The 18,965-nt window shown below is 43.6% G+C and carries 18 protein-coding genes and 1 tRNA gene; 9 read left to right on the forward strand and 10 right to left on the reverse strand.

What is annotated here, in order from left to right:
• Positions 1-150: 150 nt before the first annotated feature.
• Positions 151-235, forward strand: a tRNA-Leu gene (locus tag KDW99_RS12155).
• Between the two features lie 100 nt (positions 236-335).
• Complete coding sequence (locus tag KDW99_RS12160; RefSeq protein WP_255825049.1) at positions 336-533, forward strand: DUF2986 domain-containing protein; 198 nt, start codon at positions 336-338, stop codon at positions 531-533.
• Here KDW99_RS12160 and KDW99_RS12165 read toward each other — a convergent pair.
• A complete protein-coding gene (locus KDW99_RS12165; RefSeq protein WP_255825051.1) occupies positions 530-1,345 on the reverse strand; it encodes a helix-turn-helix domain-containing protein in 816 nt (271 codons plus the stop codon). The two genes, KDW99_RS12160 and KDW99_RS12165, sit on opposite strands and share 4 nt — an antisense overlap.
• Positions 1,346-1,571: 226 nt before the next feature.
• On the opposite strand from KDW99_RS12165, the gene KDW99_RS12170 reads away from it, so the two are divergent.
• The 3 genes from KDW99_RS12170 to KDW99_RS12180 are packed head-to-tail and all read left to right on the forward strand — an operon-like array spanning position 1,572 to position 5,482.
• Positions 1,572-2,996, forward strand: coding sequence for an alanine/glycine:cation symporter family protein (locus KDW99_RS12170; protein ID WP_255825053.1), 1,425 nt, complete (start codon positions 1,572-1,574; stop codon positions 2,994-2,996).
• Between the two features lie 54 nt (positions 2,997-3,050).
• Positions 3,051-4,454: an aspartate ammonia-lyase gene (locus KDW99_RS12175; protein WP_255825054.1), complete on the forward strand. Its 1,404-nt coding sequence runs from the start codon at positions 3,051-3,053 to the stop codon at positions 4,452-4,454.
• Positions 4,451-5,482, forward strand: coding sequence for an asparaginase (locus KDW99_RS12180; protein ID WP_255825056.1), 1,032 nt, complete (start codon positions 4,451-4,453; stop codon positions 5,480-5,482). The genes KDW99_RS12175 and KDW99_RS12180 overlap by 4 nt, the downstream gene beginning before the upstream one ends.
• A gap of 51 nt (positions 5,483-5,533) precedes the next feature.
• On the opposite strand, the gene KDW99_RS12185 is transcribed toward KDW99_RS12180, so the two are convergent.
• From KDW99_RS12185 to KDW99_RS12200, 4 genes are all read right to left on the reverse strand, one after another.
• Positions 5,534-5,890 carry a VOC family protein gene (locus KDW99_RS12185; RefSeq protein ID WP_255825058.1) on the reverse strand — a complete coding sequence of 119 codons (357 nt, stop codon included), beginning with the start codon at positions 5,888-5,890 and terminating at the stop codon, positions 5,534-5,536.
• Positions 5,891-5,897: 7 nt separating this feature from the next.
• On the reverse strand, positions 5,898-6,785 hold the full coding sequence (locus KDW99_RS12190) for a DMT family transporter (protein WP_255825060.1): 888 nt from the start codon (positions 6,783-6,785) through the stop codon (positions 5,898-5,900).
• 99 nt (positions 6,786-6,884) lie between these two features.
• The gene (locus tag KDW99_RS12195; protein WP_255825062.1) at positions 6,885-7,943 is read right to left on the reverse strand and encodes an NAD(P)H-dependent flavin oxidoreductase; all 1,059 of its coding nucleotides are present in this window, start codon (positions 7,941-7,943) and stop codon (positions 6,885-6,887) included.
• Between the two features lie 41 nt (positions 7,944-7,984).
• Positions 7,985-8,500: an NADPH-dependent FMN reductase gene (locus KDW99_RS12200; protein WP_255825064.1), complete on the reverse strand. Its 516-nt coding sequence runs from the start codon at positions 8,498-8,500 to the stop codon at positions 7,985-7,987.
• 87 nt (positions 8,501-8,587) lie between these two features.
• On the opposite strand from KDW99_RS12200, the gene KDW99_RS12205 reads away from it, so the two are divergent.
• A complete protein-coding gene (locus tag KDW99_RS12205; RefSeq protein ID WP_255825066.1) occupies positions 8,588-9,016 on the forward strand; it encodes a GtrA family protein in 429 nt (142 codons plus the stop codon).
• Positions 9,017-9,065: 49 nt separating this feature from the next.
• On the opposite strand, the gene KDW99_RS12210 is transcribed toward KDW99_RS12205, so the two are convergent.
• The 3 genes from KDW99_RS12210 to KDW99_RS12220 form a co-directional block, all read right to left on the reverse strand.
• Entirely contained in the window at positions 9,066-10,070 is a 1,005-nt protein-coding gene (locus tag KDW99_RS12210; RefSeq protein WP_255825068.1) for a pirin family protein, read from the reverse strand.
• A 125-nt stretch (positions 10,071-10,195) separates the two neighbouring features.
• Positions 10,196-11,473: a sensor histidine kinase gene (locus KDW99_RS12215; RefSeq protein WP_255825071.1), complete on the reverse strand. Its 1,278-nt coding sequence runs from the start codon at positions 11,471-11,473 to the stop codon at positions 10,196-10,198.
• Positions 11,470-12,150, reverse strand: a complete 681-nt coding sequence (locus KDW99_RS12220) for a response regulator transcription factor (RefSeq protein WP_255825073.1) — start codon at positions 12,148-12,150, stop codon at positions 11,470-11,472. The genes KDW99_RS12215 and KDW99_RS12220 overlap by 4 nt, the downstream gene beginning before the upstream one ends.
• 157 nt (positions 12,151-12,307) lie before the next feature.
• On the opposite strand from KDW99_RS12220, the gene KDW99_RS12225 reads away from it, so the two are divergent.
• Together KDW99_RS12225 and KDW99_RS12230 are read left to right on the forward strand one after the other, a co-directional pair.
• The gene (locus KDW99_RS12225) at positions 12,308-13,333 is read left to right on the forward strand and encodes a glycosyltransferase family 2 protein (RefSeq protein WP_255825075.1); all 1,026 of its coding nucleotides are present in this window, start codon (positions 12,308-12,310) and stop codon (positions 13,331-13,333) included.
• Positions 13,333-14,763 (forward strand): ArnT family glycosyltransferase, encoded by a 1,431-nt coding sequence (locus KDW99_RS12230; protein WP_255825077.1) that lies wholly within the window; start codon positions 13,333-13,335, stop codon positions 14,761-14,763. Before KDW99_RS12225 ends, KDW99_RS12230 begins: the two co-directional genes overlap by 1 nt.
• Before the next feature lie 92 nt (positions 14,764-14,855).
• Here KDW99_RS12230 and KDW99_RS12235 read toward each other — a convergent pair whose 3' ends face one another.
• Positions 14,856-15,962: a GlxA family transcriptional regulator gene (locus KDW99_RS12235; protein WP_255825079.1), complete on the reverse strand. Its 1,107-nt coding sequence runs from the start codon at positions 15,960-15,962 to the stop codon at positions 14,856-14,858.
• Positions 15,963-16,226: 264 nt separating this feature from the next.
• A complete protein-coding gene (locus KDW99_RS12240; RefSeq protein ID WP_304941360.1) occupies positions 16,227-17,357 on the reverse strand; it encodes a hybrid-cluster NAD(P)-dependent oxidoreductase in 1,131 nt (376 codons plus the stop codon).
• Between the two features lie 267 nt (positions 17,358-17,624).
• Between KDW99_RS12240 and KDW99_RS12245 the strand changes: the two genes are divergently transcribed.
• Positions 17,625-18,899, forward strand: a complete 1,275-nt coding sequence (locus KDW99_RS12245; RefSeq protein ID WP_255825081.1) for an aromatic ring-hydroxylating oxygenase subunit alpha — start codon at positions 17,625-17,627, stop codon at positions 18,897-18,899.
• Positions 18,900-18,965 lie beyond the last annotated feature (66 nt).

Raw genomic sequence — 18,965 nt, forward strand, 5'->3', positions numbered from 1 at the left:
AGCTACCTAGGAAAAACGACCCAGTATTCTAGCGAAAAACCTCTCAAAAAGGTACTTCCTAGCCACCAGTTGTGAAAAAGATAAAAAATAATACTAATAGCCGTTGACTTATCTTCTAAATACCCTAAAATACGCCTCACCTTTTTCAAGGCCAGTGTGGTGGAATTGGTAGACACGACGGATTCAAAATCCGTTGCCTTCGGGTGTGGCGGTTCGAGTCCGCCTACTGGTACCAACATAAAAAGCCCTGATCATTGATCAGGGCTTTTTTTCGTTCCTTGAATGTCATTCTTGGGTTATGAAATTACATAAATGCATCATTTTAGGAACAACACATGAATCGCCGCAAAAAAATCAAAGATATATACGACAAACGCATGAAGCAGGCTAACTTAAAAGTTAACCCTAAAAAATCCAAGCCAAAATACATTTCCAAAGCGGAACGCGCAAAAATGGAAGCCGAAGCGGCAGCTAACCCAAGCGCGGAAATCACCACAGAAACAGCAGACACAAACGAAACAACAGACGTTTAAAATCGCGCTCTAAAATGCCAGTCACCTTCATTTATATCATTATGGATTGACTGGCGAATATCCTCATCTATCTCATCACTCTTTGGGTCATATAAACCACACTGAGCAACCGCATGCTTTTTGTTTATATTTTTGCCCAAGTATTCATACACAACTCGCACACAACATGGCGCCCTTTCGCCACTACCTGACACCCCTAGACGCAACCCAGTCAAGCGCTCAACGCGATTTCGAAAAGAGGGATAAAGTATGGTCTGTGTCATTTCTACATGCGTCTGACTTTCATAATCAATCAAAAACAACCGATCCGAAAGCAATTGCACGAAACCATTATAAACACCATGGAAAGACTTTTTGACATTGCGCGGGTTTAGTCGTTCGGTACGCTGATAATAGGTCTTGCCATCTTGCGACTCTATATGCACCAAGGTACGCAATATTTTCCCCGGGCACGCCATGGAGTAATAATACTCGAAATAGTAGCCATTATATTTTGCTACGCCCAACTGACCAGATTGATTAAGCCGATTGAATTGCAACTGCTCAGGTGTCAGACTTTTGGCTTCTTCACTCTGACGAATCGGACGCACTTGCACCAACTTAACAAACTGCTCATGGGAGAGCATCATTTCATCAGGCTCTACACCAAAAAACTCACAAATACGTCGCTGCGTACTGTTACTCGGCATGGTGGTACCATTGAGGTAACGGTTAAATTGCGCACGATTAATATTAAGTCGACGACATACATCCGCAACCGATTTGTAGTAACTGCATAACAATTGCAAGTTATCCGCAAAATGCTGAACCATGATAAGCCCTATTAAATCTTATTTTGCATACCAACATAAACCCGTCGCTAGTGTAATAAATCATAGAATATAAAACACGCATAAAATAGTGCTAGTTGACGCTACCATAGCACCAACTAGCATCAGACCGCACCTATTTACGAACTCCCCTTCCTACTCATTTTTCGTTCCAATAACCGCTTCAATACCCCCTTAATAAATCTAAAAACACTAGGAGTTATTATCCATGCTATCCCTTCTCACTGACTTGCTTTGGAGCAAGGTTCTTATTGCTGTATTAGTCGGTCTTGGTATTTGGTTTACCGTTGCAACCCGCTTCGTACAGTTTCGCTACTTTGGTAATATGTTTAGCATACTAACAGCCAAACACCATGAAGCTAACAGCAAACACTTAAGCTCATTCCAAGCACTAATATTATCGGTTGCTGGTCGCGTCGGTGGCGGCAACATTGCCGGTGTAGCCGTAGCCATCACCATTGGCGGTCCAGGTGCAATTTTCTGGATGTGGGTTGTTGGCCTAATGGGCATGGCAACCAGCTTTGTAGAGTGCTTGTTAGCGCAAACCTATAAATCAGCAGAAAGTGACGGCTCTTATCGTGGCGGCCCAGCATTTTATATTGAACGAGGCCTAGGCAAAAACTGGAAATGGCTATCTGTTCTCTACTCAATATTACTATTAGCCACATTTGGCATTGCCTTCACGACGCTTCAGTCATACTCAGTTGCGACATCCCTAGAAGATGCGTTTGGCATTCAGCCTTACTACAGCGGAATTGGTATGGCACTTATTGTTGGACTGATTATTTTCGGCGGAGTGAAACGTATCGCTCAAGTTGCTGAAATATTAGTGCCTATCATGGCAGGCGGTTATTTACTCATCGCTCTCATCGTACTTGCGATGAACCTAAGTGCCATTCCTGACACGCTAGTGATGATTGTAAAAAGCGCCTTTGGTTTAGAGCCTGCATTTGGTGGTGGCATAGGTGCAGCCATTCTAATGGGCGTAAAACGTGGCCTGTTCTCTAATGAGGCTGGTCTTGGAAGTGCACCAAACGTGGCTGCGGTAGCTCACATTCCACACCCTGCAAACCAAGGTATCGTTCAAGCCTTTTCTGTCTTTATCGACACCATTGTATTGTGTACTTGTACTGCTCTGATCATTCTTCTTGGCAGCGCTTACGACCCAAGCAGCACAGATACAGTTCAAGGCGTCGCACTGACTCAAGCTTCTTTAGCCACACACATGGGTGATTACGGTCGTATGTTTGTCAGTATTGCTTTGTTACTATTTGGCTTTAGTACCATTCTCTACAACTACTACCTAGGTGAAAATAGCGTTAGCTACCTAACCAAATCTGATAATCATGGTTTCTACATGAATGCCTTCCGCGTCATCATAATTTGCCTTTGCTGTACAGGCGCTATTCTTGATTTGGGCACTGTGTTCGCCTTTGCGGATCTAAGTATGGGGCTATTAGCTCTGGTTAACTTATTTGCTCTTGCCTTGCTATTTAAAATTGCAAAGCGCGTCATGAAAGACTTTGACGATCAGCGCAAAGAAGGCAAGAAAACGCCGACATTTGAAGCCGCCCGTTTTCAAGACTTAGAACTTGACCAAGAATCTTGGCCAACTAACGACTCTCACCGCTAACAATTCAACTTAGATTACGCCTCACCCTATCCGGTGAGGCGTCAGGAAGCCATCATGAACACTCGCTCTGAATACGATTTACTTGGCAATATGAACGTTCCCGCTGACGCGTTATACGGCATACAAACATTGCGTGCAGCTCAGAATTTTTCCATCACTGGCGTTCCAATTTCCCACTTTCCTGAGCTGATCAAAGCGTTGGCCATGGTGAAAGCCGCTGCCGCTCGAACCAACCAAGAAATGAAACTACTTACGACTGAAAAAGCAGACGCCATCGTATTTGCCTGCCAAGACTTAATTCAAGGTCAATATCACGACCAATTTATTGTCGATGTAATCCAAGGCGGCGCAGGCACATCAACAAATATGAACGCTAACGAAGTCATCGCCAACATAGCATTAACGAAACTAGGCCATGAAAAAGGCGATTACAAATACCTGCATCCAAATGACGACGTTAACCGCTCACAATCCACCAACGACGCCTACCCAACGGCCGCTTGTTTGAGCATCCAATTTGCAGCGGATAACTTTGTTCCAAGTCTTGCTTCACTAAAAGAAGCGCTAGAAGCCAAAGCTCGTGAATTCGCCCACATCGTAAAGATGGGCCGTACGCAACTGCAAGACGCCGTACCAATGACACTAGGACAAGAATTTGATGCCTTTGCCGTTACCCTTGGCGAAGACATTGATCGCATCAGTGAAGCCTGTGCACTGCTTTGTGAAGTCAACCTTGGCGGCACCGCAATCGGCACTGGCATCAATACACCCGAGGGTTACGCAAAACTGGTGGTAGAAAAACTAGCAACCATCTCAACCAAACCACTCGTACCAGCAAGCAACCTAGTGGAAGCAACCTCTGACATGGGTGCGTTCGTTTTTTTCTCTGGCATTTTAAAACGCCTTGCGATCAAACTAAGCAAGATGAGCAATGACTTGCGCCTATTATCAAGTGGCCCTCGTACTGGTTTAGGTGAGATCAACTTACCTGCAATGCAACCAGGATCTTCCATTATGCCGGGTAAGGTAAACCCCGTTATTCCTGAAGCAATGAACCAAACGGCCTACCAAGTCATCGCATCCGACCTTGCGGTGACATTGGCAGCGGAAGCAGGCCAACTACAACTCAATGCCATGGAGCCGATGATCATTTATAACGTACTCAATTCGTTAAAAATGCTCAAAGAGGCTTGTCATATGTTAGAAACTCGCTGCATACGTGGTATTACAGCAAACGAAGCCATTTGTGCTGGCCACGTTGAAAACAGCATCGGCATCATCACTGCATTAGTTCCGCACATTGGTTATGCCAATGCATCTCGCATTGCCAACACCGCACTACATACTGGCAATACCGTAAAAGCTTTGGTCATTGAAGAAAATCTGCTCACAGAAGAGCAAGTGAATATTTTGCTCAGCCCACAATCCATGCTGTCACCTAGCAAGGTGGTATTATGAGTGCACAAGTTCTCATCTTATACACGGGCGGCACCATTGGCATGATTCAAACAGAGCAGGGATTAGCCCCTGCTTCTGGCCTGCAGGAGCGCATCGAGATGGCATTAGGGATGAGCGTAAACACGCTTCCCTCTTTTGAAGTATTGGAAATTTCACCTTTAATAGACAGCGCCAACATAACTCCAAAGCACTGGACAAAGTTAGTCGCAATTCTTGCAACCCATTGGAAAGATTACGCTGGCTTTGTCATTCTCCATGGCACGGACACCATGGCTTATACAGCCTCTGCTTTGTCTTTCATGCTTGGCGCTTGCACTAAGAACATCATCCTAACCGGTTCGCAAATTCCTTTAGGTATGAATCGAAGCGATGCGACTTCCAATTTACAAGCCGCATTATCGCTAGCGGTCTCCCACAAAATACCCGATGTGAGCTTAGTTTTTGATGGCAAGCTAATGCGTGGCAACCGCATTCAAAAAGTCAGTAGCAATCGTATTGAAGCCTTCCAAGCCCCCAATGATGATTTACTTGGCGAGCTGGCAATTGATATTAAACTTTACCCAGATCGCATGATTAAAAGTAACAAAGAGAACTCGGCGCCCCTGGTTGAAAACCGCATCGTTTGCTTTATAACGGGCGCTGTTGGAGTCATCACTCTTCACCCAAGTCAACCCATTGCAGTTTTACAAAGTCTACTCGATGACGAAAATTGCAAAGCCATTGTTCTGCTAACCTATGGCGCAGGCAATGTACCCGACCAAAACCCTGCATTTTTGTCTTTCTTAACAGAAGCCATGTTGCGCAAGAAAAACGTCATAAATTTAACCCAATGCCTACACGGCGGCGTCTCTCAGGGCGCCTATGCGGCGGGATCTATCCTATCGTCAATGAATGTATTAAGCGGTAAAGATATGACTTTAGAAGCGGCCTTCTGCAAGCTCCATTGGCTAATTGCCACAGGGGAAAACTATTACGGTATTCTAGAGAAATGGAACACAAATTATTGTGGTGAGTTTACCCACCAGTAATACTCGACATACTTAATGGCCTTTGCACGAGACAGTACAAAGGCCATTTTTTTACTCGCTAGGTTCGCTCCATACTGCCCATTCATTACCGCACGGATCAAGAAAGTGAAAACGACGACCACCAGGAAAATCAAAAATCACTTGTTCTATCGTACCACCAGCCGCCTGAACTTTTTCAAACACGGTTTCCAATTCATTGCTGTACAAAATAATCAGCGCCGCACCATTTTGTGGTCTAGAGCAAAAATTTGCCTGAAAAAAGCCTCCATCTAACCCAGCATTTTCAAAAGCTGAATACTCAGAACCATAATCTTTAAAGCCCCAACCAAACACCTGAGTAAAAAAAGCTTTATTTAACGCTAAATCACGCGCCGGCAATTCAACATAATTGATTTTATTAGACTCCATATGCCCCTCACTTAATCGTCGATGTCACGACCAAAATAACACTCATCACAATAAGCGCACCGCCAATCCACTGCTGTTTCGTCATCTTCTCAGCAAAGCGCACTTTCGAATAATACAAGGTTCCGATGATTTCAATCTGTCCTAAGGTTTTCACTAAAGCAGGATTCACCAAAGCAAAACCGGTAAACCAACCAATGGAACCTAACGAACTTAGTACACCAACTTTACAACTTAACGCCAACTCATTTTTAAATGGCGCCAACAAATCCTTACTTCTATAGATTTGAACACCGCACAAAATAATAGACTGTAAAGCCAAAACATACCAAAGTGTAACCCCTGCACTGGTTATCAAAGAGCCAGATAAAGAATGGCTGGCCATCGACGCGGTAACGGAAGTAACAGCAAAACAAAAACCACTCGCCAATCCAAGTAACAAAGAAATATCTTTATGAGCCTGTTTAATATTCTTCCATTTCACGCTCATAACAACAGCGCCTAATACCCCTAAAAAAATCCCAATCCACGAGCCAATCGTCAAAGTATAATGCAACAGAGGTAAACCAATTAATGCAGCCAACACCGCTTCCGTTTTCGCCAACAAGGTTCCTAGCGCAAAGCTACCAGACTGAAATGCACGTAACATAAAATACGTCGCCATGATTTGGGCTATAGCGCAAATACTAGCAGCAACCCAAAAGCGCAGATTATTGTCGACTGATACCCAGCCAAATAATTGCCAACAGGCCACAAGATAGACACTAACTAATGGCAAACCAAACAAAGATCGAGACATGGTGGCATGCAGGAAGCCCGTTTCACGAGCCAACGTATTTTGATACGCCGTTCGAACTGACTGACAACCTGCTGCAAACAAAGTAATAAAGATCCACATACCAATGCCTTATATTGGATTTAAAGCGCTAGCATGAGGTTAAGAGAAGTATTTGTAAAAGGAATAAATCTTATATTTTGGATTCCATAAAGGAATGCTTTAGGTTGTAACTCGACAAACGTCGGCAAATTGCTTGGTTAATTCAAAAGCCGATATTTCTTTGCAACCTGACACATTCTGACCACTCCACAAAGAAGAAAAGTCATCCGAGCCATGCTTCTCTGCCAAAGCTTTCAATTGCGCCATTTCCATTGAGGCATGTGGAAACTCTGGAACATTATCATTCATATAACCAAGGTCTTTCATAACTCGGTTAGCTATTCCTCTTGCTGGTCGCCCCGTAAACACATTGGTTAAAGCAGTATGGTTAGCTTTTTGGCTTTTTAATGCTGCGCGATGCAACGCCGATGTTTTAGCTTCATCACACAACAAATAAGACGTACCTATTTGTACTGCATCAGCCCCAAGAAACAATGCGCCGCCAATGCTACGGCTATCACAAACTCCGCCAGCCGCAATAACAGGGATATCAACTCGATCAACTATCTGAGGCACTAACGAAAACAACCCAACTTGCGTAGAAACATCTTTCGAAAGAAACATACCACGATGTCCGCCAGCCTCAAGACCTTGCGCAATAATACCATCAGCACCATTCTCTTCCAGCCAAATAGCCTCCTCCAACGTCGTCGCCGAAGACAACACCTTAGTTCCCCAGCGCTTAACTCGAGCTAGCAGGTCCGGTTCAGGCAAGCCAAAGTGAAAGCTAATAACTGGTGGAGCAAAACCCTCTATCACATCTGCAACATCATGACTAAAAGGCATTCGCGAAACCGCTTTTACTGTCTCATCATAGTGACCAGAGAATTCATCAAAATAAGGCTTTAACAAGCCACGCCACTGCTGATGTTTTTTCTCGTCGTATTCTGTTGTCTGATGACAGAAAAAATTCAGGTTATAGGGTTTATTCGTAGCCGTTTTAATTAAGGAAACCTGATGAGCAATATCATCCACACTCAACATAGCGCATGGCAAAGAGCCCAAACCACCGGCTTTCGATACAGCAATCGCTAAAGCGCTGTCTTGAACGCCCGCCATAGGCGCCTGAATGATTGGATAATCTACTCCCAACCATTCACATATACGAGATTGCTTCATCTGGTTTCCTTGTATTTAACCGATAAACTTAAAACGAAAGTCTAAAATTTAGCAACGATGCCCGACAGCGCCTGTTTAACAGACTCGTCAACCATCTCGCCGTCTTTCATCACACCATAAAAGTTAGGCACACTCAGACTACCAACAACATTACCTTTGAAAAACGGCATGCTGTTTACCGTTTGAGCCAGCACACTGCTCGCACCACCAGGGCCAGGCGATGTTGAAAGCACAATAATTGGCTTATCCTGATAAACCGCTTTTTCAATACGAGATGCCCAATCGAAGATATTTTTGTAGGCCGCAGAATAAGAACCATTATGTTCAGCAAATGAAGCAACAATAGCATCAGCTTGAGCAATAGCATCTACAAACGCTTGTGCTTGAGCAGGCACACCAGATTCTTTCTCAAAGTCTTCACTAAAAAGCGGCATATCGAAATCATTTAAATCAAGAAGCGTTACGTCAGCACCTTCAACGAGATTCGCAGTATAACCAGCCAAGGCCTTGTTAATTGACTGACGGCTTGAGCTAGCACCAAATGCAAGTATTTTCATTTTCGATCCTTCTATTTCGGGAATGTAAAAAACGATGATAACAAGAGTTTCATATTTTTTTGATGTACCTATATTTAGAATGCCATCATGAGACGCATTTTTAAACATACATTTTTACGCTTTGCTATTGTGGGTGGCTTTGGCTTCTTAGTCGACCTTACCAGCATGGCGCTGCTTTCTATCTGGTTACCCCACCTTGCTGCCAGAGGCATCGCCTTTTGGGTCGCCGCGAGCTCAAACTGGTGGTGGAACCGCAGTATTACTTTTAGGGAAGCCAAGCAAAGCCACACCAACAAAAAAGCCGCCGCATTGCAGTTCATGCAATTTCTCGGCGGCTCTGTAGTGGCTTTTATACCAAACTGGGGCTGCTATCTAATACTCGTGTCTCAACCACCAGCCAATATGACACTGGCTCTTTTATGGCCTTATTTAGCCATGGTACCCGGCATATTAATTGGCATGGTACTCAATTATGTGTTCTCACGCTTTTGGGTATTTTCTCCCGCCAAGCTTTAAGCCGCTAGATTTTTGTTGATGGACTTATATTCGTATTGATTAAATCCACTTAAGCCTTTTCATCACCATGCTCAGCAAAGCGACCTTTGGATTTATCATGCACCTGATCATGGCGCGGCCAAGGCCAACCACCAAATTCCGTACGCTGATAATCATGGAAAGCCTGCTGCAGCTCTGCTCGCGTATTCATCACAAATGGACCATGTTGCTCCACATGCTCACCAATTGGACGACCTTGCAATAATAAGAAGCGCGCTTTCTTACCCTTGTTTTTCAGCACAAGTGACGCATCGCTTTTTAGGACAAAGGCTTCATTGATAGAGGCGTTCGTTTCATCCAATGTCACCTTTTCACCTTCAAAGAAGTATAAAGTACGGCTCAAACCAGCCGCTGCCGCTGGTAACGTCCATTCACCATTTTCTGGCAAGTCAACCAACCAAATAGCCACATCATTTTTACTATCCGCTGCCCATGAGTTTGGAGGACATGGCGAAGGATCGACATTCTGAAACGTACCAGCAACCACTTTGACTTGAGTGTCTAAACCGTTCGCATCCGCCACACTTACTACAGGTGTATCTTCATCCCAAAGCATCGCAAAATGCGGTGACACCATCTTATTTTTGCTTGGTAAGTTCAACCAAATCTGAAACAGCTCCAGTGGATTTGGACCGTCCTCATTTAGTAAAGGAAACATTTCAGAATGCTGAACGCCAGAGCCTGCAGTCATCCACTGAGTATCACCTTCACCATAACGACCTGCCGCACCGATGGAATCAGCGTGATCCACAAAGCCCTTGTTTACGATAGTAACTGTCTCAAAGCCACGATGTGGGTGCGCTGGAAAGCCTGGAATATTCTTACCGTGATACATACGCCAGCCGTCAATGCCACCAAAATCCTGTCCCAAAGGACGATTATGCAAAGGGGCATCAGGTCCCATAGAAGCATTCGCTTTTGGGTAGGTGTCGTTGTGAAAGGCACAAAACAAAAAAGGATCAAAAGTCGGCCAGAACATTTGTAGGGGAATTCGTTTTAAAATTGATGAGCTCATTATGTTTCTCCATCAAGAAATAGTGTATCTGATAAGCGCATCATAACATCTATAAACTTGATTGTTTTATGCTGTTATTAGTTCCAATCTATTCATTTTTTCAATACGAACACGATCAAAAGACATTATGTGCAACTCGGAAAAACCACTTTTGCAGTACACCCTGGCGCACCACTGTCTATCGAAGAGTTGTCATACAAAGAAAATGAACATTCATACTTGGCACAAATATCACGCACTATCATTAAGCCCAAACCATAACTCTCACCACCCGGTTTGCCACTAAGACCACAACCCGTATCCTTAATAGACAACTCATTTTCCGATACGACAATATTCACGCAGCCTTCCTCGGTACAGGCCATGGCATTCTTCAATAAATTACCAACCAAAATATGAAAAGTAGGGATAGGCAGCTTGGTAATTATTTGACCATTTTCTATAATATCTACAACAACAGACTTACCCGTTAAATATCCCAAATGCGTTTGCCTAATATCTTCAAACTCACTATTTTGTACAACACGTGAAGCAATCGCAGCCAAGTCTTCATCTCTGGTTAAAGACAGTAATGTCGTGATGTAATCTTCCATTTCTTGGCAAGCCTGAACCATACGCACTCGTTGACGCTGTAAAAATTCTTTTGAATCCGATTTACCTAGCAAGGTTATCGAACCCTTCATTACCATAAGAGGCGTGCGTAACTCATGGCTCGCATAGCGGTTAAAGGCTCGCTCGCGCTGAATCAACTCACTAATTTGATTTTGATAACTGTTTAAGCGATCCACCAGATGACGGATTTCTCGTGTTGCCGCCCCTTCAGGCAGTTCAATAGCAGACAAGTTGGCAGTTTTTCTGTCACCAAGGCTTTTAGAAAGCTGAGCAAGAGGCTTGGTTAAACGGTCAGAAATTCGCATGACCACCCACAAACTGACGATCAATAACAACAAAGACAACACCAACTGCGTACTTTGCGTTTCAAACATCTGCTCTTCAGAGATCTCGTAAATCTCATCGTAATGAATCACATAAATGTCTTTCAACTCACCATTCAGCATCACTTTAGAGTGCATAGAAAACATTTCTAGGGTCGTGTCAGACTCTTTGTCCAATTCATAAGGCTTATCGTCTTTGGCATTTTCTGCAAGGACAACACCAGACGGCAAGTTTTCTTTACCCACATAAACGTCAGAGAATGGCGGCACAGAAACATGAGTTAACTGTGTGCCATTTAACAAAGCTATTCCTGTATCTTTATCTTTTAACATGCGATTTTCTGCGTAAATCATTTCTATGTTTTCTATCATTGATGTAAACATTGAAAAATGAAACGCAATAATCGCGAACGCAACAATCGAAAAATACGTGAAGGTTAGCTGTTTCGCTGTTTTAATTTGTTTCATTCATCACCTTCAACAACAAGACGGTACCCCACCTTAGACACGGTTCTTAAATAAGCATGTTCGAAAGGTCGATCAATCAAACTGCGCAATTGATAAATATGACTGCGTAAGACTTTGCTATCGGGCTCTTCATCGCCCCACAAGGCATCGCAAATTTCATCTTTCGACACCACATCAGGTGCTTTTTGAATTAGACACTTTAAAATCGTGTACTGAGAAGGGTTTAAAGAGTAACGGCCACCTTCACGCTGAAGCACTCGCGTATTCATATCCAAAGATAGATTACCGAACGTTAACGTCCGATTCGCCACACTGCCCTTTCGTCTTCTTACTAGCGCTTGCAATCGAGAACCTAGAATTTCCAAATCAAAAGGCTTTACCAAATAATCATCCGCTAAATGGTCAAACCCAGTAAGAATATCGTCTTTGGTATCGCGAGCCGTCAACATAAGGATCGGTGTATCAATACCCGCTTCTCGCAAGGATTTACAGACGGTTAAACCATCCATTTTAGGCAGCATAATATCTAAAATAATGGCATCGTAATGTTCAGTTTTAGCCAACTCATATCCTTGCAGACCATTACTCGCATAATCCAGCACATAGTTTTTGATCTCAAAATAATCAAAAATCACACCGGCAATATCTTTATGGTCTTCTACTAAGAGTAATTTCATATTTTTCTCAATTATCAAAAAGGGGCTGTAAAAAGAGTGGGTCAATTAGGATGAATTGTCACATAAATGCATGAAAAAAAAGTGAATCACCTTTTTGCGACAGAGCTGTTATTAGGATGTACACAACCTATCCTTTTCCGTATTCAGGAGAACAGCAATGAGCGCCATTCCATACAGACAATACGCAAACCTCGAATCCGCGGCAAAAGAACCAACCGCCAAGGCACAACCTTTAGTATCCGTGATCATCCCCTTCCTAAACGAAGCCGATGTATTGGCGGTTTGTCATCTACGTGTATGTGAAGCGCTATCAATGCTCAAACAGCATTGTGAAGTCATCTACATTGACGATGGCAGCAATGACAATAGCTGGGAGTTGGTCAGTCATTTCAAACACCCTTTACACCAAATACGCAGCTTACGATTAAGCCGCAATTTTGGCAAAGAAGCCGCCATGAGCGCAGGCATGAAAGCCGCCACAGGACGTTGTGTCATTCTACTTGATGCGGATTTACAAGATCCACCAGAATATATTCCTGACATGGTACAAGCATGGCAAGATGGCGCACAAGTTGTCGAAATGCAACGCCGCGAACGTCACGGTGAAAGCTGGCTAAAACGCACCACGGCACATTGTTTCTATCGTTTCATGTCCACAATAAGCGATCACCCGATTACCGAAAATGTCGGAGACTTTCGCTTAATGGACCAAAAAGTCGTCGATGTGATTAACACCCTGCCAGAAAGAACCCGCTTTATGAAAGGCTTATTGGCCTGGCCTGGCTTTACTCGCAAAATACTCACTTTTGATCGAGATCCTCGCTTGGCTGGCGACACCAAATGGAACTATCCAAAGCTTATCCATTTGGCCCTAGAAGGCATCACCTCATTCAGCACCAAACCACTACGCTGGGCCACCATGGCAGGACTCACCACATCGGCTATTGCCTTTGTTATGGCCTTGGTCATTTTCACCAAGACCATCGTTTGGGGCGATCCTGTTGCAGGTTATCCATCGACAATACTCGTCGTACTATTTTTAGGGGGCATCCAGCTCTTATCGATTGGAGTACTAGGCGAATACGTTGGTCGATTGTTCATTGAATCCAAACAACGACCTTTGTATGTACTCATGGAAGACGCCATGACAAAACCCACTTTCAAATACTCGGACTCTGAATAATGCAAAAGCCGACCACTTCGCTACCCTCTGCCAAACTCCTGCTTATCCTATTGATCAGCTGCTTGGTCATACGCTTTATTTCCTTATCACTTTATCCATTAATGGATACCACAGAAGCTCGCTATGGAGAAATGGCGCGAATCATGTTCGAAACCGGCAACTGGGTCACGCCAATGTTCGACTACAATGTGCCATTTTGGGGAAAGCCGCCCATTTTCACCTGGTTAAGCAGCCTTGGATTTAGCTTATTTGGCATCAATGAATTCGCCGCACGTGTACCACATCTCATTGTCGGTTTAGGCGCTATTTGGCTGGTTTACAAGCTAGCAAAAGACCACTTCCAATCGTCAGCAATGGGAATTTTTTCTGCGAGCATTTTGGCGTCTACAATTTCCTTCATTGTCTTAAGTGGCGCTGTAATGACTGACACAGCCCTCTCCTTTTCTATCGCTCTAAGCATGACCAGCTTCTGGCAAGCATGGAGCAACAAAGGCAAGATTTGGGGTTATTTATTCTTCATAGGCTTGGCACTAGGCATGTTATCAAAAGGCCCGTTAGCGATCGTTTTGATTGGTATAAGTTTAACCATTTGGCTCATTCCGAATGGCCGTTGGAAAAGACTATGGCGTATTCTGCCTTGGGGATACGGCACGCTACTTTTCTTAGTTATTTCTGTGCCTTGGTATGCCATTGCCGAATATAAAACCCCCGGCTTTTTAGACTATTTCATCGTAGGAGAACACATCAAACGCTTCATAGTCAGTGGTTGGCAAGGCGACTTATATGGCACCGCACATGAAAGGACACGGGGCACGATTTGGGTATATGCCTTAATCTCTATGCTACCTTGGAGCCCACTTATCATATGGCAATGGATTCGCATGATAAAAGACGACAAAGACGTTGAAGAAAGTTCAGATGGTTTTGGCTCCTACTTATTATTCTGGATGTTATCGCCCATGATTCTATTCAGCTTTTCCGGCAATATTTTGGCCAGCTATGTGATGCCAGCACTACCAGCCATGGCTCTATTATTGGTGCACCTTCACAGCCAAAAACCATTACAAAACTGGCTCTATAAAGCCGGATTCATCACGCCAATTTTGCTTATCATTCTAATCAGCACCTTGCATTTTGATTTGATAGCCAAACGCTCAGAAGACAAGATACTTGCCGTTTGGAAACAGCAACCAGAAGCCACACAAAGCGATTTATTCTATCTGCATAAACGCCCATTCTCTGGTCAGTACTATTCTTCTGGAAAAGCGAAGCAGCGCTCAACCGACGTAAACTCTTGGTTACCGGCGCAGGACAAAGCATTTTTTATTATTCAAGCAGCGAATGACCATACCGATTACCCAAACTGGTCATGCGAGAAAAGAAATACAACAGGAAAAGAAGACTTAATGTATTGCAAAAGCACACTATAACTTTTCATTTTTACTGAAGAGTGCCTTCAGCATAAGACATAAAAAAGGAGCCTATCAAGGCTCCTTTTTTTAATATATTTAAGTTAACAAACTTAGATAGCCACTGACCCATAACTCGGTTCAGTATGGGATTGATTTAATGCATCATGAGCATGAGGTATGTAAACAATGGCTTCGCCAGACTCTGGGTTCACTGCAAGATCAGGCACTTCACCTTTCCAAGCAATTTTACGTTCATCACGAGGAGATACACCAATATGCTTACGGTAACAGCGACTAAAATGCGGTGTAGATATAAAGCCACACGCCATGGAAATTTCTACAATCGACATATTCGATTGCTTCAACAATTTACGCGCTCGCTCCAATCTTAATCGCAAATAAAAACGCGACGGAGAACAATCTAAATGACGATGAAACATACGCTCAATCTGACGACGAGACACGTCAACAAAAGTCGCTAATTCATCGAGCTCGATTGGCTCTTCTAAGTTGTTTTCCATCAACTCAATCACATCTACCAGTTTTGGCGTACAGACACCAGCACTGTTAAATTGGCGCATTGGCATGCGTTGTTGATCAGACTCATTACGAATGCGGTCACAAATAAACATATCGGAAATAGCATTAGACAATTTCGGACCATGTTGCTTGGTCATCATGTTTAAAAACATGTCCATCGGCGCACTGCCACCAGATGATGTCATTCGATCTTTATCAATGGAGAAAAGCTTGTTATTGCAGTTTACCTTTGGAAACGCTTCTTGAAGAGCAGTTAAACATTCCCAATGCACACTACACTGATAGCCATTTAGGAGTCCTGCATAAGCAAGCACATAAGCACCAGTACAAATACCGCCAAGCTGAACGCCTTTGCGTGACTGTTTCATCAGCCAAGAAACCTGCTTAGCGCTAAAAGTGCGAGTTATATCAACGCCACCGGCGACGATAATCAAATCAAACTCACCACTGTCTTCCATTGACAAGTCTGGGGTCAAAACTAAACCGTCACTGGCTGTGACAGGCTGACCGTTTTCGGAAATCAAACTCCAACTATACAGCTCTTCTGCAGACAGCTGATTCGCCATACGCAAAGGTTCTATAGAGGAAGCCAGCGCGATCATCGTAAAGTGATCGAGCAATAGAAAACCTACTTTCGTTGTGCTTCTTCCATCAAAAGCTAGGGGGGGATTTGCCATATTAATGTCCTCATATATGTGCATCTTTATCATTAGGCAAAATCCAGACCACTTTGCCTAGATAACCTTAAATAACATCAATTACACATATTTTTTTTATTTTTCTAAGGAAACACAAAGTTCTCAACCAACACCGTATAAGTAAACACACTAGGACTAACGTATGGAAACTATAGCCCTGTGTTTTTTACTGACATCAATACTGTGTCATGCACCAATATAGACCATAACAGCCCTTTGAAGGAACACTTTATTTCATGAAATTTAGTACTCAATAACGACATCAGATTGAGGAATTGTACAGCACGATAAAACATACCCTGCCTCAACGTCGTCATCAGTGATCCCGCCGTTATGTTCCATCTTAGTTTGGCCTTCTTTAACAAGGACTTTACAAGTACCACAAATCCCCATACCGCAGGCTTTTGGTATCATCAAATCCAGTCTAGCAGCCGCATTGTGCAATGTTTCGCCAGCGCCAATCTGAATACTTTTACCACTGTTTGCAAACTCAACTTTTAGCAAATCCGCTTGATTAACAGCATCCGCTTCAGCTTGCGCAACTTCCGCAAGTTCAATGGCATCTTCGACCACATCTGCAGGTGTCGCACCAAAAGACTCCTCGTGGTAACGACTCATGTCGAAACCTCTTGATTGAAGAAGACTCTTCACTGCTTTCATGTAGGGCACAGGACCACAACAAAAAATCTCTCGTTCCATAAAATCAGGGGAGATCATGTCTAATTTTGCGGCATCTAAATAGCCTCGATATCCTTGCCAAGGCAATCCATTTTCCATGCGCTCAACAATCAAATACAAACCAAAATTATCTAGGCGAGCAGCCATATGGTCGAGTTCACGAGTATAGATAACATCGCGCGGAGAGCGTGCACTGTGTATAAAAGTAACATCTACTTCCGCATTGGTATCAAACCACCAACGCGCCATAGACATCACCGGCGTAATACCAACACCGCCAGATAGCAAAAGCACCTTCTCATTAGGGAAGTCGATACAGTTAAATTGACCAACAGGACCATGCACAGCCAATTCGGAACCCATGACCATATTGTCATGCAACCAATTCGACACTTGTCCGCCCGGTACACGTTTTACCGTGATAGAAAAGCTGTATGGAACAGAAGGTGAGCTCGAAATCGTGTATGAGCGCATCACTTGCTTGCCTTCAATTTCCAGCTCTAAAGTGACAAATTGTCCTGGCTTGAAAAAGAACATCACTGGCTGCTGAGCCATAAAACAGAATGTCTTCACATCCCACGTTTCATGAATCACCTTCACACAACGAACATTATGACGTCCATTCACCCATGTCTGAGTATTTACCGGCGCTAAATAATCAGCATTCATCGCATTTACAGAGGAAGAGTTGCTCATATTGAAATCTCTTAATTAAATTCAATTGCTTAAAGTTGTGTGACACCATTTCGAGCCATTTTGGATCCTGTTGATCAATGCAAGTTAACTCTGCGCGACAATAAGTTGCTCATGGCAGTCACACCAGAGGATTCAGGCGATTGCGAGTCGATTTATGTATCAACACCTGTCGCTAATGGTCATTTCCTTCTACATTGATTAAGCGACTATAGCATCGTAGTCAAAAGACGCATTCCATCACTCTTTTTGTCATTAAGGCCCAGAAAGATGAATCAACACGACCTACTTAATGTACGCCATGCTTCCTTAGATGAAGCTAAAACAACTATGTCAGATTTGCTAGAAAAACGTCCTAGCAACTATTCACTTGACGCACAGCTTTATAATGACCCACACATGTTCAGAATCGACATGGAAGAGGTCTTTCAGAAAGAGTGGTTATTTGTGGGTATGACCAGTGAAATCCCAAAGAAAGGCGATTATATAACCGTCGAAATTGGGCAAAACCCCGTTCTTATCCTGCGTGATGGTGAAGGCAACGTGAACGCCTTTCACAACACCTGTAGACACCGTGGTTCAGTACTTTGTACGGAACACAGAGGCAAAGTGGCTAACTTAGTTTGCCCTTATCACCAGTGGACTTACGACCTGAAAGGCAACTTGCTGTTTGCTGGAACGGAAATGAGTAAAGATTTCGACACCAAGCAACATGGTCTTAAAAAGGCATTTTGCAAAACCGGTGGCGGCTTTATCTATGTTTGCCTAGGAGAAACCGCACCTGATGATGGTTTCGATGAATACCTAGCAACACTAGACGCCTACATGGAACCGTATGATGTTGAAAACACCAAACTGGCTGTTGAATCCACCATGTACGAACGTGCAAACTGGAAGCTAGTGCTAGAAAACAACCGTGAGTGTTACCACTGTTCAGGCAGCCACCCAGAGCTGCTTAACACATTGTTAGAATGGGATGACACGGAAGACCCACGCGCACCACAAGACTTCCACGACCATTACAACGCTCAAGCAGCGAAATGGGACGCAGAAGGCATTCCGCACAAGAGTAAAAGCTTTGGTGAAGTACAACGTAACCGAATCGTACGTATGCCTTTGAAGAAAGGCACACAGGTTATGACAATGGATGGCTCTGCCGCTTGTACAAAACCATTAGGACGCATTCAAAACCGCGAACTAGGCTCAATGCGTATCTTGCATTTGCCGAACTCTTGGAACCACATGCAATCCGACCACTTTATCGTATTCCGTGTATTGCCTGTTTCTGCACAAGAATCTATTGTCACTACAAAATGGTTCGTCCACAAAGACGCAGTAGAAGGTGTTGATTACGACACTGAAAAACTTCGCAGAGTTTGGGATGCTACCAACGAGCAAGACAAAGTACTTGGCGAGCGCAACCAGCTAGGCATTAACTCTATTGGTTACCAGCCTGGACCTTACTCTGAGACCTTCGAGTTTGGCGTAATTAATTTCTTAGAATGGTACGCAAATACTGTTCAAAAGAATCTTAAAGCGAAATAACATAGCCTTAAGATTGCTCAGCAACACAAACCAAAAAAACACCAAAAAACACCAAAAGCGAATCTT

The organism is Marinomonas rhizomae (assembly GCF_024397855.1).
GTDB lineage: Bacteria > Pseudomonadota > Gammaproteobacteria > Pseudomonadales > Marinomonadaceae > Marinomonas > Marinomonas rhizomae_A.

Excerpts from the sequence above, each read along its gene's own strand:
- KDW99_RS12160 (WP_255825049.1), top strand. The coding sequence starts at position 336 with ATGAATCGCCGCAAAAAAATCAAAGATATATACGACAAACGCATGAAG.
- KDW99_RS12165 (WP_255825051.1), bottom strand. The coding sequence starts at position 1,345 with ATGGTTCAGCATTTTGCGGATAACTTGCAATTGTTATGCAGTTACTAC.
- KDW99_RS12170 (WP_255825053.1), top strand. The coding sequence starts at position 1,572 with ATGCTATCCCTTCTCACTGACTTGCTTTGGAGCAAGGTTCTTATTGCT.
- KDW99_RS12175 (WP_255825054.1), top strand. The coding sequence starts at position 3,051 with ATGAACACTCGCTCTGAATACGATTTACTTGGCAATATGAACGTTCCC.
- KDW99_RS12180 (WP_255825056.1), top strand. The coding sequence starts at position 4,451 with ATGAGTGCACAAGTTCTCATCTTATACACGGGCGGCACCATTGGCATG.
- KDW99_RS12185 (WP_255825058.1), bottom strand. The coding sequence starts at position 5,890 with ATGGAGTCTAATAAAATCAATTATGTTGAATTGCCGGCGCGTGATTTA.
- KDW99_RS12190 (WP_255825060.1), bottom strand. The coding sequence starts at position 6,785 with ATGTGGATCTTTATTACTTTGTTTGCAGCAGGTTGTCAGTCAGTTCGA.
- KDW99_RS12195 (WP_255825062.1), bottom strand. The coding sequence starts at position 7,943 with ATGAAGCAATCTCGTATATGTGAATGGTTGGGAGTAGATTATCCAATC.
- KDW99_RS12200 (WP_255825064.1), bottom strand. The coding sequence starts at position 8,500 with ATGAAAATACTTGCATTTGGTGCTAGCTCAAGCCGTCAGTCAATTAAC.
- KDW99_RS12205 (WP_255825066.1), top strand. The coding sequence starts at position 8,588 with ATGAGACGCATTTTTAAACATACATTTTTACGCTTTGCTATTGTGGGT.
- KDW99_RS12210 (WP_255825068.1), bottom strand. The coding sequence starts at position 10,070 with ATGAGCTCATCAATTTTAAAACGAATTCCCCTACAAATGTTCTGGCCG.
- KDW99_RS12215 (WP_255825071.1), bottom strand. The coding sequence starts at position 11,473 with ATGAAACAAATTAAAACAGCGAAACAGCTAACCTTCACGTATTTTTCG.
- KDW99_RS12220 (WP_255825073.1), bottom strand. The coding sequence starts at position 12,150 with ATGAAATTACTCTTAGTAGAAGACCATAAAGATATTGCCGGTGTGATT.
- KDW99_RS12225 (WP_255825075.1), top strand. The coding sequence starts at position 12,308 with ATGAGCGCCATTCCATACAGACAATACGCAAACCTCGAATCCGCGGCA.
- KDW99_RS12230 (WP_255825077.1), top strand. The coding sequence starts at position 13,333 with ATGCAAAAGCCGACCACTTCGCTACCCTCTGCCAAACTCCTGCTTATC.
- KDW99_RS12235 (WP_255825079.1), bottom strand. The coding sequence starts at position 15,962 with ATGGCAAATCCCCCCCTAGCTTTTGATGGAAGAAGCACAACGAAAGTA.
- KDW99_RS12240 (WP_304941360.1), bottom strand. The coding sequence starts at position 17,357 with ATGAGCAACTCTTCCTCTGTAAATGCGATGAATGCTGATTATTTAGCG.
- KDW99_RS12245 (WP_255825081.1), top strand. The coding sequence starts at position 17,625 with ATGAATCAACACGACCTACTTAATGTACGCCATGCTTCCTTAGATGAA.